This is a genomic window from Arthrobacter sp. 01L42 (assembly GCF_056400005.1).
Map to the genome: position 1 here is coordinate 19,361 of NZ_JBFTSL010000022.1, position 12,473 is coordinate 31,833.

12 protein-coding genes are annotated in these 12,473 nt (G+C 64.8%); 8 read left to right on the forward strand and 4 right to left on the reverse strand.

Annotated elements, in window-relative coordinates; translation table 11 throughout:
• Nucleotides 1–39 precede the first annotated feature (39 nt).
• From AC1DN2_RS17785 to AC1DN2_RS17800, 4 genes are all read left to right on the forward strand, one after another.
• Nucleotides 40–471: an acyl-CoA thioesterase gene (locus AC1DN2_RS17785; protein WP_476851383.1), complete on the forward strand. Its 432-nt coding sequence runs from the start codon at nucleotides 40–42 to the stop codon at nucleotides 469–471.
• A gap of 59 nt (nucleotides 472–530) precedes the next feature.
• Nucleotides 531–875 (forward strand): hypothetical protein, encoded by a 345-nt coding sequence (locus tag AC1DN2_RS17790; RefSeq protein ID WP_308288878.1) that lies wholly within the window; start codon nucleotides 531–533, stop codon nucleotides 873–875.
• 68 nt (nucleotides 876–943) lie between these two features.
• Nucleotides 944–3,175: an McrB family protein gene (locus AC1DN2_RS17795; protein ID WP_476851384.1), complete on the forward strand. Its 2,232-nt coding sequence runs from the start codon at nucleotides 944–946 to the stop codon at nucleotides 3,173–3,175.
• The gene (locus tag AC1DN2_RS17800; protein WP_476851385.1) at nucleotides 3,168–4,535 is read left to right on the forward strand and encodes a 5-methylcytosine restriction system specificity protein McrC; all 1,368 of its coding nucleotides are present in this window, start codon (nucleotides 3,168–3,170) and stop codon (nucleotides 4,533–4,535) included. Before AC1DN2_RS17795 ends, AC1DN2_RS17800 begins: the two co-directional genes overlap by 8 nt.
• On the opposite strand, the gene AC1DN2_RS17805 is transcribed toward AC1DN2_RS17800, so the two are convergent.
• From AC1DN2_RS17805 to AC1DN2_RS17815, 3 genes are all read right to left on the reverse strand, one after another.
• Nucleotides 4,532–4,888, reverse strand: a complete 357-nt coding sequence (locus tag AC1DN2_RS17805; protein WP_476851386.1) for a hypothetical protein — start codon at nucleotides 4,886–4,888, stop codon at nucleotides 4,532–4,534. The two genes, AC1DN2_RS17800 and AC1DN2_RS17805, sit on opposite strands and share 4 nt — an antisense overlap.
• Before the next feature lie 146 nt (nucleotides 4,889–5,034).
• Nucleotides 5,035–5,508: a very short patch repair endonuclease gene (locus tag AC1DN2_RS17810; protein WP_079550431.1), complete on the reverse strand. Its 474-nt coding sequence runs from the start codon at nucleotides 5,506–5,508 to the stop codon at nucleotides 5,035–5,037.
• 151 nt (nucleotides 5,509–5,659) lie between these two features.
• Nucleotides 5,660–6,094: a pyridoxamine 5'-phosphate oxidase family protein gene (locus AC1DN2_RS17815; protein ID WP_223915503.1), complete on the reverse strand. Its 435-nt coding sequence runs from the start codon at nucleotides 6,092–6,094 to the stop codon at nucleotides 5,660–5,662.
• A 253-nt stretch (nucleotides 6,095–6,347) separates the two neighbouring features.
• Here AC1DN2_RS17815 and AC1DN2_RS17820 point away from each other — a divergent pair, with 253 nt between their 5' ends.
• Nucleotides 6,348–6,956, forward strand: a complete 609-nt coding sequence (locus AC1DN2_RS17820) for a DUF6318 family protein (RefSeq protein WP_476851387.1) — start codon at nucleotides 6,348–6,350, stop codon at nucleotides 6,954–6,956.
• Between the two features lie 440 nt (nucleotides 6,957–7,396).
• On the forward strand, nucleotides 7,397–7,897 hold the full coding sequence (locus AC1DN2_RS17825) for a PKD domain-containing protein (protein WP_476851388.1): 501 nt from the start codon (nucleotides 7,397–7,399) through the stop codon (nucleotides 7,895–7,897).
• Between the two features lie 7 nt (nucleotides 7,898–7,904).
• Here AC1DN2_RS17825 and AC1DN2_RS17830 read toward each other — a convergent pair whose 3' ends face one another.
• Nucleotides 7,905–9,242: a helix-turn-helix domain-containing protein gene (locus tag AC1DN2_RS17830; RefSeq protein WP_476851389.1), complete on the reverse strand. Its 1,338-nt coding sequence runs from the start codon at nucleotides 9,240–9,242 to the stop codon at nucleotides 7,905–7,907.
• Nucleotides 9,243–9,447: 205 nt separating this feature from the next.
• Between AC1DN2_RS17830 and AC1DN2_RS17835 the strand changes: the two genes are divergently transcribed.
• Both AC1DN2_RS17835 and AC1DN2_RS17840 read left to right on the forward strand, forming a co-directional pair.
• Entirely contained in the window at nucleotides 9,448–11,238 is a 1,791-nt protein-coding gene (locus AC1DN2_RS17835; RefSeq protein ID WP_476851390.1) for an NAD(P)-binding domain-containing protein, read from the forward strand.
• A gap of 147 nt (nucleotides 11,239–11,385) precedes the next feature.
• Nucleotides 11,386–12,441, forward strand: a complete 1,056-nt coding sequence (locus AC1DN2_RS17840) for a 2,3-butanediol dehydrogenase (RefSeq protein ID WP_476851391.1) — start codon at nucleotides 11,386–11,388, stop codon at nucleotides 12,439–12,441.
• Nucleotides 12,442–12,473: the final 32 nt, after the last annotated feature.

Below are 12,473 nucleotides of genomic sequence, written 5' to 3' on the forward strand. Positions count from 1 at the left end.
ACATCCACGGAGCCCTGGCGCCTCGAGGTGGAGGTGCCGATGCGCTGGAGCGACATGGATGCCTACGGGCACATCAACAACGTCCAGATTGTCCGGATCCTCGAAGAAGCACGGATCGCGGCTTTCGGGCCGCCCCGGGGTCCCGGGCTGCCGGGAACCGAACCGCTGGTGCCGCTCTTCAACGAAATTCCGGAAGGGACGCTGGCGCTCGTCGTCGAGCACAAGATCAGGTACGTCAGGACCCTTGAGTACCGGAACGTGCCCGCCGTCGTCCAGTTGTGGATCGGGGCGATTAAGGGCGCCAGCTTCGACATCCACTACCTGGTGCAGGATCCCGTCACGCGGGAGGACTGTGTCCGGGCCACGAGCCATCTTGCCTTTGTGGACGAGGCAACCGGCCGGGTGTTGCGGCTGACGCCGGAGCAGAAGGATCGGCTGGCTCCCCACACCCGCGCCCACCCGGTCCCATAGCCTCTGTTCCGGTTCCCGGCACGGCTCCTAGAATGAACAATCCCGACGCATAAGGAGGCGTGGTCGCCGTGAACATGGGCAAAGACATGCACAAGAACATGCATCACAACCTGGGCAACACCTTGCACCAGAACATCCACAAGCAGCACACCCGCAAGAAGAAGTGGAACGAACTCTCGCCGATGGCACGGTTCGGAACCATCTCGGCTGGCATCGTCCAACTCTCGCTGCTGGTCGCAGCCCAGACGGACATCAGCCGACGCCCGGCTGCGCAGATCCGCGGCAGCAAGGCCATGTGGCGGCTCGCCACGCTGGTGAATTTCATCGGTCCGGCCACGTATTTCACCTTCGGCGTGAAGCGCCGGCCCGGCGCGAAATCGGGTCTGCTGCCCGCCCGTCCATAATCTACTGGCCGGTAGTTTAGGGGCGGCGTTAAATGGGCGCGTTCAGTTTAAGCCTGTAAATTGAACGTATGACCCCAACCAAGAAGCCTGCCCTGCACCGCGCCCTCGGTATCTCCAAGGAGATTGAAGACGCGGCGTGGTTTGTGCTGGGCCCGGGGTTGCTCGGCAAGGCGTCCCCACTGGACGGCCGCACCAAAACGTGGTCCGTCCAGGCTGCCGCGGAGTTGCTGGAACGCCTCGAACGGGGCGTTCCGGATCCCAAGGCGCCGATGATGACTAACCTGCGCCAGAATCTGGAAGACGCCACCCGCGGGGCGAAGCAACTGGCCGTGGAGCTACTCTTCCTCCAGTCCCTGCCGCTGGCCCACGAGGTCAAGTCGCTGAAGGTCAAGCGGGCCCGCGTCGCCGAGGCGGCATCCTGGCTGGAGCCTGCGCTGGAGCTCCCCGACGAGCTCTACGCGGGCATGACGGACCACGGCGTGATCCGGGACCGCACCGCGGAATTCAACTGGACCATCTGGGACCACCTGAAATGGCTCTGCCGCTTCGTGCAGCATGTCGCACAGCGGCCGGCCCACGTCGTCCAGGCCGCGGTCAAGGATCCGCTGGCCTTCCACCGGCTGGTCGCCGGCACCCCGGATGACCAGCCGGCCATCCGCCGCAGCATTGAGTTCCTGGTCTGGCCCAGCTATTTCGAACCCGTGGTGGCCGATGTCGAACGGCAGGAGATCCGTGACGCTTTCGCTTCCCTCGTGGGCGGTGCCAAGGGGGACAGCGACGAGGACATTTCGGCGGACATCCACCGGATCCGCCTGCACCTGGACCAGCAGGCCGGGCAGCGGATCGACTGGTACTCACGCCAGCTGGTGAGCCAGTGGCGGAAGGTCGGCGACCCCGGCCGCCGCGCCTGGCTCCTGCGCACCCACCACGACAACGCCGAGCTGCTGGGGGAGTGGCGGGACGAGGAAGCGGTGACGCTCGACGTCGAACACCTCCGCCTGCTGGACCCCGGCGTCTCCGCGGGGCTGGTCCAGAATGCCGTTGACGAGGACTACAAGCACCTCGGCTACGTGGAGCGTGAGGACACCAAGACCGCAGTCTTCGCCTTCCTGACCGTCATGAAGCCGGGTGACCTTGCGCTCTACCAGAGCTCGGGCAAGGTCCGGATCGGCGTGGTCCTCGGGGAACCGGAGCATGCCAAAGACAACCGCCAGCTCCGCCGCAAGGTCCGCTGGTTCGATGAGGAACACGACGCCACCGGGCTGCCCCGCCACGTGCAGCGCCAGCTGACCACTTCCGGCAACATCGTGGACATCACCCGCGTGATCCAGGCGCTTGAGGCGCTGCTGCCGGCTGAAGCGGAAGCCGAGGACGGCGACGGCGCCGCGCCGGATGCCGCCGTCGAACCGGCCTGTGACGGGTTCCGGCCGCTGACGCCGGAGTTCGCCGCGTCCCTGCACATGGACCTGGAGCCGCTGCAGGAAATCGCCGAACTCCTCGAGGAGAACCGGCAGCTGGTGCTCTACGGTCCGCCGGGAACCGGCAAGACGTACCTCGCCAAACACCTCGCCGCCGAGCTCGCCGGCGACACCACGGACGAGCGGGTCAAGCTGGTCCAGTTCCACCCGTCGTACGCCTATGAGGATTTCTTCGAGGGCTTCCGCCCGGACAAGACGGACGAGGGACAGGTGTCCTTCAAGCTCGTGGCAGGACCTCTGCGCCGGCTCGCCGAGGAAGCGGCCAAGCCCGGGAACGAGAGCAAACCGTACTTCCTGATCATCGACGAGATGAACCGGGCCAACCTGGCAAAGGTGTTCGGCGAGCTGTACTTCCTGCTCGAATACCGTGACGACCGGATTTACCTTCAGTACAGCCCCAACGAGCCGTTCACCCTGCCGGACAACCTTTACATCATCGGCACCATGAACACCGCGGACCGTTCCATCGCGATGATGGACGCGGCCATCCGGCGGCGTTTCTCCTTCATCGAGCTGCACCCGAAGACGGAACCGGTGAAGGGCTCGCTGCTGCGCTTCCTCCAGGCCCGTGACCTGGACACGACCCCGGCCCTGCTGCTTGACGCTTTGAACGACGCGATCGACGAATGGGACCGCGACCTCATGATCGGGCCCTCCTACTTCATGAAGAAGTCTGCGCAGACGCCTAAGGGCTTGCGCAGGATCTGGAAATACGAGCTCATGCCGCTGCTGGAGGAGCATTACCACGGCCAGCTCAACCGCGCCCAGCTCGAGGAACGGTTCGGACTGGAACAACTCCTGGGCCGCCTGGCGCATGCCTAGGCTGGCCGGAGACGCCATAGCGCTGGACCGCAGTTCGTCGGACCGCAAGGCCTCGGACCACCGGGGTTCATCCGGAGCCGGTCCGGCCGGGCGCGGTTCATCAGGTCGCGGTTCATCCGGACGCGGCGGGGCGGAGGCCTGCCGGCACATTGTCCTCGACGAACTCTCCGTCGGCGTCGTGGAGCGGCTTGATCCGGACACTGCCGCCTACGTCAACGCCAGCGGCCTGGCGAAGGCCTCGCCGATGGGCATGGGCCTGTACCGGGTCGAACCGGTGGGGACCGTCGGCTCGGTGCGCACTCCCGCCGTGCAGCTGGAGGTGCGACCGAAAGATCGGCTCGGTCTGAGCCGTTTGCTGTTCCTGCTCGGCTACGCGGGGGACCAGGGGTTCCGGGACGATTCTGTCGCCGCGGTGGAGCACACCGACCTTTGGAGCGCCCTGGCCGAATCCCTGGCGCAGCTCGCAGACCGGGCGCTGAGCCGCGGCGTGCTGCAGGGGTATCTCATGGTGGAAGAATCCCTCCGGACCGTCAAGGGCCGGATCCGGATGTCGGACCAGATTTCCCGCCGGCCCGGCATGCTGGTTCCGCTGGAAGTCTCCTACGACGAGTTCACCGAGGACATCGCGGAGAACCGGATTCTGCGCGCCGCACTGGAACGGATGTCCCAGGTGCCGCGGGTTCGGCCGGAAGTCCTGAGCCGCCTGCGCCAGCTCAAGGGAAAGCTCGACGCCGTGACGCGCCTTCAGTCCGGCGCGCCGCTGCCGCAGTGGCGGCCCAGCCGGATGAACACCCGCTACCACGCCGCTCTTCGGCTCGCCGAACTGATCCTGCGGAACGCGTCGGCGGAGGCCGGCGACGGAAAGCAGCAGTCGGCGTCGTTCGTGGTGGACATGGCAAGGGTGTTCGAGGACTTCGTGGGAACAGCCCTGCGCGAAGCCATGGCCGCCTACCCCGGAGAAATGCGGTTGCGCTACAACGCCTTGCTGAACGAGGCCGTCCGCGACTCGGACCGCATTGTGGTGCAGCCCGGTGCCGTCCACTTCCTCGGCGGCCGGCCCGTGATGGTGTACGACGCCAAGTACAAGGCCGCGGCCGACGTCGGCGCGTCCCTTTCGGGCGACCATTACCGGATGCTGGCCTACTGCACATCCTTGCGGGTGCCGACGGCGTGGATCGTTTACCCGGGAGCCGGGGAAATCAAGCTGCGCCGAATTCTCAATACCGACATCGACATTGTTGAGTTCCCGCTGGATCTGTCGCTACCGCCGTCGGAAATCCTGGCCGCCGTGGCAGATCTTGCCCAGCAGTCGTGGGGCGAAGTGCTCCGGCAGGCCAGTATCGACAGGTCCGCCGGCTAGGCGGATTCCTGCTGGTCGGCCACTGTCCGCAAATGTTCCAGGAGCGCCTTTTCCGGCTGGCCCGGGTTGTTGGCGACGTGCCACTGGAGTTTCTCCCGTACGTCAGCTTCTTCCGGGTTGGTGCCAGCCAGAACCTCATCAATGATCGAGGCCGCCTGCCGGCGCAGCGGCTCCAGATCCGGGTTCGCTCCGCGGAGCGGGCGGGGCCGGAAGCCGTGGAGCCTCGTGTGGCCGAGGCGACGGAACGGCAGAACTGTGGGGTCTGAATCCGTGGGGCTGGAATCTGTGGGACTGGAATCTGTTGGCGCAGCAGCCGTTTCGGGCTGGTCGTTGGACATCAGCAAGTGCGGCATCGTGCGCTCTCCCGTGTTTGCAGTACGCGTTGGTACTGACCGAATAATGCCTATCGCCCCCGGAGTCGAATATTAGCTGAGGTCGTTCAGCCTGCACTGGAGGTGGGCCGCGCGACACGCGGGGCGTTGCTGCTCAGCGAAGATCCTCAGGAGGGCTCGTCCCGGGCCGGGCTGTGCAGGAAAGGACTGTGGAGGGGAGGGCCCTGGAGGAAGGCATCGAGGCGGAGCTCCAACGCCGATCGGTCCTTCAGTTCGCACTCCCACACGGTGAGGACTTCCCAGCCATCGAGTTCGAGCTGAAGCCGCTGGGCGGCGTCGCGGTTCCGGGTGCGCGTGCGCTTGGTTTCCCAGAACTCGGCGTTTGCCTGGGGTGCGTGCTGGCCCACCCGGCAGTCGTGGAAATGCCAGAAACAGCCGTTGACGAAGATGACTTTGCGGCGGCCGGCGAAGACGAGATCGGGGTTGCCCGGAAGTTTGCCGCCGCCCGCGGTGCCGTGCAGGCGGTAGCGGTATCCCTTCGCGTGCAGCAGCCTGCGGACCAGCATTTCCGGCTTGGTGTTCTTGCCCCGGATCCTGGACATATTCCAGCTGCGCCGCTCCGGAGTCAGCTTGTCCGCCATTGTTTAAGTCTAGGCGGGTGCCAAGTCTTGGCGCCGGGCAACAGCCGTCGGGCAGCAGCCGTCGGGCAGCAGCCTCGGGGTGCGGGTCTGAAGCGGACCGGGGGCGGCGGTGCGGGGACGGGGAACTGCGGGCGGTAGCCGCCGTCGGGCGTTAGATTTCCCGCTCCGGGTGTTCGCCGAACTGGAAGTGGCGTCCGCTGAGCGACGTCGGCGTAATTTCGACGTAGAAGTCCTTCAACGTCGGAACCCACGGTTTCAGCCCGAGGGCCTCAGCGTCGGCGATATCCGCCGATTGGTCGAGCACGCGCGCAGTGCCGCGCAGGACTACTGACCATGCTTCGTCGGACAGGATTCCGTCGGTTTCGAAGAGCACCTTCGAGTTGATGGTGAGCTCGGCCAGTTTGTTTCCCGGGGCGGTGCGGAGGAATAGTTTCCGGCCGCTGGCCGCGTAGTTCACCGGGAAAATGTCGGGTTCTCCGGCCACGGTGACCACGAGCCTGCCGTGCTTTGTGCCCTCAATCAATGTCCAGGCTTGGTCGTCGTCAAGTGTGAGGATCGGATTGCCGTCTTCGTGTTCGAACATCATGGGTTCATTGTTCTGAATCAGACCGTCGCTGGCTAGGGGCTAAAGGACTGGCAAGGCACTGCCGGGGTGTTCTGCCGGTCCGATGGGCGGGCACATGCCGCCTGTGGATAATTTTGACCGGCAAAATGTGATCTCGGTTACCCTTAAGCCACAAATTGGCTTCAATCGTCTTGATTTTCTATCGGGGGAGTAGCTGACCATGACATCTCGCACTTCGCTTTCCGGTCCCTGGCGAGCCTGTGCGGTCGCTTGGGTGTCGATCTCCCTGATGTCGGCCACAGCGTGCAGCGAGGGTGGAACGCCGCCTCCCGGATCTCCACCGGCTGCTTCGCAGAGTCCCTCAGAGCCGGCCACCCCGAGCGCAACTCCGACACCTACTGCCAGCTACAAGCCCGCCGACGCGACCGGCAAGGCGCAGAACGTCCCAGTACCCGAGTTGCCGGAAGCTGCGAAGGCGGAGACGAAGGAAGGACTGGAGGCGTTTGCGCGGTACTGGTTCAAACTCCTCAGCTACGGGTACGAGACCGGCGACGTGGGCCCCCTGGAAAGCGTCACCTCTACCGCATGCTCTCCATGCGGAGAGGCCAAGCGCGACATCATCCCTTGGCATCAAGACGGACGCTGGCTGATAGGTGGTCAGATCACCACTCCTGCTGTGGAAACGACATTTTCAGCTGGAGCCGACGGGCTTTACAAGGTTGCTGTCCAGGTTCATCAAGTCCCGTTGACATACGTCAGGGCCGACGGGAGTGTCGCGCAGAAGGGAGAGCAAAGAGACGATACGGGCAACCTTCTCCTCGTTGCATACCGCAACAACGCTTGGCATGTTGATGATGTCGGAAACATTGTCGGTAAGCAATGAGGACTCTTCGACCTCACCGTCTTGGGCGCGCACTCCTAGCGGTGTTCCTCTTGGTGTGCGCATCGGCTCCCCCAGCCTCTGCGGACGGAGCGGGGGACCCTTCTATTTCGGGTGGGTGGGGGCACAAGGACGCGCATGTAGGAGGTTGGGCTTGGGACCCAGCATTGAATGACTTCGTTCGAACCCAGGCTGGAGTTCAGAATTCAGACCCCTTCCAATACAAATACGAACTCCAATGCCATCTGGGCGGAGGCGACTTTGATGCGGATTGTCTTGCAGTCCTCGTCGATTGCAAGAACGGCCCCGACGGCAAAGAAGGTATTCCGGTCGTTTGGCTGAAGGCGCCAGCTGGAATCGCGAACCCGACATGGTCATTTCACTCCGGCCCAACGTGCCTCTTCGACCCCCGGCCGGCGGACTTGCTGCCCAGAATTGCCGCAATGATCCAGAGGGAGTTCCAGCGGCTTCCCATAACTGCGGGACTGTCTACGGCCCAACCCAGCCCCAACACGCTCCGGGGCGCCGAGACCAATTTCTTCGCCAGCGCCGCAGATCAGCAGTTCGACATCACAATCCTGGCCCAGGCCGTCCACGTCACCGCTAAGCCGGTGCAGTACTCCTGGAGCTATGGCGACGGCTCCTCGCTCGGCCCGCAAGCGGTGGCCGGCGGACCGCTTCCACAGGATCGCTGGGGCGAGAAGACCCTGACGAGTCACGTGTACACCCAGACCGGCGACTTCCCGGTGGTTTTGACGACGCATTTCCAGGGAACCTACTCCGTCAATGGCGGACCGCCGCTGCCCATCCCCGGCCAAGGGCAATTCAGCTCGCCGCAACAGACCGTCAGTGTCTGGCGGACGATCACCAGGAACTACGCAGACACGTGCCTGCAGAATCCCCAAGGCCAAGGCTGCCCGGGGGTCGCCCCGCCGCCGCCCTAATCCGTGGCTAGGCTCGCAATTCCCGGTCCACCCGTTCCATCCGGGCATTCACGAGCTGGCAACGCGGGTCGTCCGGCCCCATAAGGGCAGCCACGGCAGCCGCAGTCGCCGTATCGAAGGACCCCATGTCGCTCGTGCACCACTGCAGCATCAGCCGGGCATCACCGCTTGACCGGACGGAAGCTCCCACGGCCGTGTTGAGCTCGTCGCGCATGAACCCGAGCGCCAGATTGACCGAACGGGTGAGCAGTTTTGCCGGATACGCCGCGAACGCCTCGGCAACCCGACCGTCCCGCAGATGACCGGCCACGTCGGAAACGTCGGTCACGACGTTAAGGGTTGAAGAGAATCGGTAGGGGTTCGCTTCCAGGACATCGCCCAGAATGGCGCGGATCCGGTGCATCTCGGTCCGGATCGCCGCACCGGTGCCCGCATCGCCATGGATCTCGTACGCCAATTCTTCGGCACTCCAGCCCTGATCACGCGAGGCCAGCAGGGCCAGGATCTCGGCGCGGCGCACAGTCAGCGGACGGCTGATGCCGCCGTCGACCGCCGCGGATGGCGCGTCCCCCAGGAGCCGCAGCACGAGCTGGGGTCGGGCGCCGCCGTCGCGCACTGCCCGCTCGCCACCCGGGGACCGCTGCCCCGAGCGCCCGACGCCGCCGTCGGGAAACGGGGCCGACTTCAGCAGCTCCTCTGCGAGCCGCACTCCGCAACGCACCAGCCGCAGGCTGTCCGGCGTGACCGATTCGAACGGGCCAGAGACGTCCAGGACGCCGACGATGTCGCCGGTCAAAGGGTCGCGAATGGGGGATGCGGTGCAAGCCCAGTCATGGTGGGTCCGCACGAGGTGCTCGGCCGAGAAAAGTTGCGCCGGCGCACCGGTCACCAAGGCCTCGCTGATGGCGTTCGTGCCCACCCCTGATTCGGACCAGTCGGCGCCCTCCACGAACTCCAGCGAGTCCGCGAGCCGCAAGGCCTGCTTGCTGCCGACGCGCCACAGCACTTCGCCCTCGTGGTCGGTGACGATCAGCAGATGGCGTCCGGTCACGGTCTCATCGGCCAGAAGCTGTGACAGCGCCGGCATCACCGCAGCCAGCCGATGGCCGGCGCTGAGGGATCGCGCTTCGGAGACTTCATGCCGGTGCAGGGGCCGGTGCTTGTCCGGATTGATGCCCAGAGCCAGGGAACGCTGCCAGGACTTGATAAGCGACGGCGAGAGGTGCGGATCCGGAGTGCCAGAAATCGTGGTCTCGTGCGCCGCCCGGAGAATTCGGGCGTATTCCGCCGGTGCAGAAAACCTGAGGTCCGAGGGATGCGTGATGGGGCCGTTGCCCTGCCGCATGCTCATTCTCTCAACTCGCCCTCGAATCGTCGCACCCGGCTGGGTCCCTGCCGCCGTCGGCCAACCTGCGCGCCCGCCGACAGCTTGAGAGCTCCGTGTAACCCGATTGTAACCCCCTGCGACTTTTACTTGTGATGCGGGTCACTGCGTGGTCTATGCGCCACGCAACGGGAGCGGCCCCCTGTCAGCAATGGAAAGAGGAAACATGCCTGAGACACCAAACGGCGTCGTCGGGGCGTGGCTGGCGCAGTTCGATGAGGCACTGCGCAGCCACAACACGGACGCCGCACTGGAACTTTTTGACGACGACTCGTACTGGCGCGATTTCGTCTCCTTCACCTGGAACCTCAAGACGCTGGAGGGCAAAGAGGACATCCGGCGCATGCTCGAGGCGACCCTGGGCGACGTGAAGCCCAGCAACTGGACCCTAGCCGAGGACGCCACCGGGGACGCCGCCAATGCCGAGGCCTGGGTGAACTTCGAGACCGCCCAGGCCCGGGGCTACGCCCATCTGCGCCTCCGGAACGGCAAATGCTGGACCCTGCTCACCACCATGCAGGAACTGAAGGGCTTTGAGGAAAAGAAGGGCCCCAACCGGGACAAGGGGGTGGCCCACGAGATCACCAAAGGACGCAAATCCTGGCTGGAACTGAAGGAGGAGCAGGAGGCGAGGCTCGGCTACGAAGACCAGCCCTACACCGTAATCATCGGCGGCGGCCAGGGCGGGATCGGGCTGGGCGCGCGGCTGCGGAGGCTCGGAGTGCCCACCATCATCATCGAAAAGAATGAGCGTGCGGGTGACTCCTGGCGGAACCGCTACAAGTCCCTCCACCTGCACGATCCGGTCTGGTACGACCACCTGCCCTACATGAAGTTCCCCGACGACTGGCCGGTTTTCGCGGCCAAGGACAAGATCGGCGACTGGCTGGAAAACTACACACGGATCATGGAACTGAACTACTGGTCCAAGACCGAGTGCACCAACGCCCGCTTCGACGAAACGTCCCAGGAGTGGGTGGTGGAGGTGATGCGCGACGGCGAACCGGTCACCCTGCGCCCGAAGCAGCTCGTCTTCGCCCTGGGTGTATCGGGGTACCCGAGCGTCCCCACGTTCGACGGCGCCGAGTCCTTCCTGGGGGACCAGTACCACTCGTCCAAGCACCCGGGCGGTGGCGACTGGACCGGCAAGAAAGCCGTGGTCATCGGCTCCAACAATTCGGCCCACGATATCTGCGCCGACCTTTGGGAACACGGCGCGGACGTCACCATGGTCCAGCGGTCCTCGACGCATATTGCCCGCAGTGAATCCCTCATGGACCTCGCTCTCGGCGGGCTGTACTCCGAAGAGGCACTGGCCAACGGCGTCACCACGGAGAAAGCCGACCTGCTGTTTGCCTCCTTGCCGTACCGGATTCTGCCCGAAGCCCAGATCCCGGTTTATGCGGAGATGGCCCGCCGGGACGCGGAGTTCTACTCCCAGCTCGAGGCTGCCGGCTTTGACCTGGACTTCGGCGTTGACGGCTCCGGCTTGTTCCTGAAGTACCTGAGGCGCGGCTCCGGCTACTACATCGACGTCGGCGCCTCGCAGCTGATCATCGACGGCCGGGTCAAGCTGGCCAATGGCCAGGTCAGCAAGATCACCGGCAACTCCGTCGTGATGGCCAACGGAACGGAGCTGGATGCCGACGTCATTATTTACGCCACCGGGTATGGGTCGATGAACGGCTGGCTGACTGATCTGGTCTCGCCCGAGGTGGCAGACGCCGTCGGCAAGTGCTGGGGGTTCGGATCGGATACGCCGAAGGATCCGGGGCCGTGGGAGGGGGAACTGCGCAACATGTGGAAGCCCACCAACGTCGAGAACCTGTGGATCCACGGCGGCAATCTGCACCAGAGCCGGCACTATTCGAACTATCTTGCCCTGCAGCTCAAGGCCAGGATGGAAGGACTGCCGACGCCGGTCTTCGAGCTGCAGCCCACGCATCACGCGCGCTAACCGCACGCGCCGACTCACGGGGTCGTGACAATCTCAGGCACGGCCACCAGACTGGGGCTACGGCCCCGCTGTGAAAATCCAACTTTTATTCCGTGGATGCGCCTGACCGGGCGCATCCACGGTCCTGGACTGCGAAGGTGAAACACCATGAAAGCAGCACGATTCCACGCCCGCGAGGATCTCCGGATCGAAGACATTCAAGAGCCGGAGCTGCGACCGGGAACGGTGAAGATCGCCGTGGCCTGGTGCGGTATCTGCGGCACCGACCTCCATGAATTCCTGGAAGGACCCATTTTCACCCCGCCGCCCGGCCACCCCCACGGGCTCACCCACGAGGCCGCCCCGGTCACCCTCGGCCACGAGTTCTCCGGCACCGTCGAGGAACTGGGGGAAGGCGTCAGCGGTCTGGCCGTTGGAGACAACGTCGTCGTGGAGCCGTACTACGTCTGCAATGAATGCGGTCCCTGCCTCAGCGGCCACTACAACCTGTGCACCAAGTTGGGCTTCATCGGCCTGGCGGGCGGCGGTGGCGGCTTGAGCGAGAAGATTGTCGTCGACACCCGGTGGGTGCACCCTGTCGGCGACATCCCCTTGGACGAAGCCGCACTGATCGAACCCCTTGCGGTGGCGTATCACGCCGTCGGCCGGAGCGGCGTCAAAGCCGGGGACGTCGCCGTCGTCGGCGGTGCCGGACCTATCGGCCTGCTGACCGCCGCGGTCCTCAAAGGCATCGGCGTCACCACGATCGTTACCGAGCTGTCTGCCGCCCGCAAAGACAAGGCGACTTCGTCCGGGGTCGCGGATCACGTGCTCGATCCGAGTGCCCAGGACATCAAGGCGCGCGTGCTGGAACTGACCAACGGTGCGGGGGCCGATGCGGCGTTTGAATGTGCCGGTGTGAATGCGGTGCTGGACACCATGCTCGACGTCGTGAGGCCCGCCGGCGTCGTCGTCAACGTCTCGATCTGGGGGCACCCGGCCACGGTCGACATGCAGAAAGTGGTGCTGAAGGAAATTGACCTGCGCGGCACCATCGCCTACTGCGGCGACCACGAAGCCGCGATCAAGCTCGTCCAGGAAGGAAAAGTGGACCTGAAACCCTTCATCACGGGGCGGATCGCCTTGGACGACTTGGTGGACAAGGGGTTCGACACGCTGATCAACCACAACGACACCGCGGTGAAGATCATCGTCCACCCGTAGTGATCCGAGTCTCACGCGGGAATAGTTGCAGA

Excerpts from the sequence above, each read along its gene's own strand:
- AC1DN2_RS17785 (WP_476851383.1), top strand. The coding sequence starts at position 40 with ATGCGCTGGAGCGACATGGATGCCTACGGGCACATCAACAACGTCCAG.
- AC1DN2_RS17795 (WP_476851384.1), top strand. The coding sequence starts at position 944 with ATGACCCCAACCAAGAAGCCTGCCCTGCACCGCGCCCTCGGTATCTCC.
- AC1DN2_RS17800 (WP_476851385.1), top strand. The coding sequence starts at position 3,168 with ATGCCTAGGCTGGCCGGAGACGCCATAGCGCTGGACCGCAGTTCGTCG.
- AC1DN2_RS17805 (WP_476851386.1), bottom strand. The coding sequence starts at position 4,888 with ATGCCGCACTTGCTGATGTCCAACGACCAGCCCGAAACGGCTGCTGCG.
- AC1DN2_RS17810 (WP_079550431.1), bottom strand. The coding sequence starts at position 5,508 with ATGGCGGACAAGCTGACTCCGGAGCGGCGCAGCTGGAATATGTCCAGG.
- AC1DN2_RS17815 (WP_223915503.1), bottom strand. The coding sequence starts at position 6,094 with ATGATGTTCGAACACGAAGACGGCAATCCGATCCTCACACTTGACGAC.
- AC1DN2_RS17825 (WP_476851388.1), top strand. The coding sequence starts at position 7,397 with ATGATCCAGAGGGAGTTCCAGCGGCTTCCCATAACTGCGGGACTGTCT.
- AC1DN2_RS17830 (WP_476851389.1), bottom strand. The coding sequence starts at position 9,242 with ATGCGGCAGGGCAACGGCCCCATCACGCATCCCTCGGACCTCAGGTTT.
- AC1DN2_RS17835 (WP_476851390.1), top strand. The coding sequence starts at position 9,448 with ATGCCTGAGACACCAAACGGCGTCGTCGGGGCGTGGCTGGCGCAGTTC.
- AC1DN2_RS17840 (WP_476851391.1), top strand. The coding sequence starts at position 11,386 with ATGAAAGCAGCACGATTCCACGCCCGCGAGGATCTCCGGATCGAAGAC.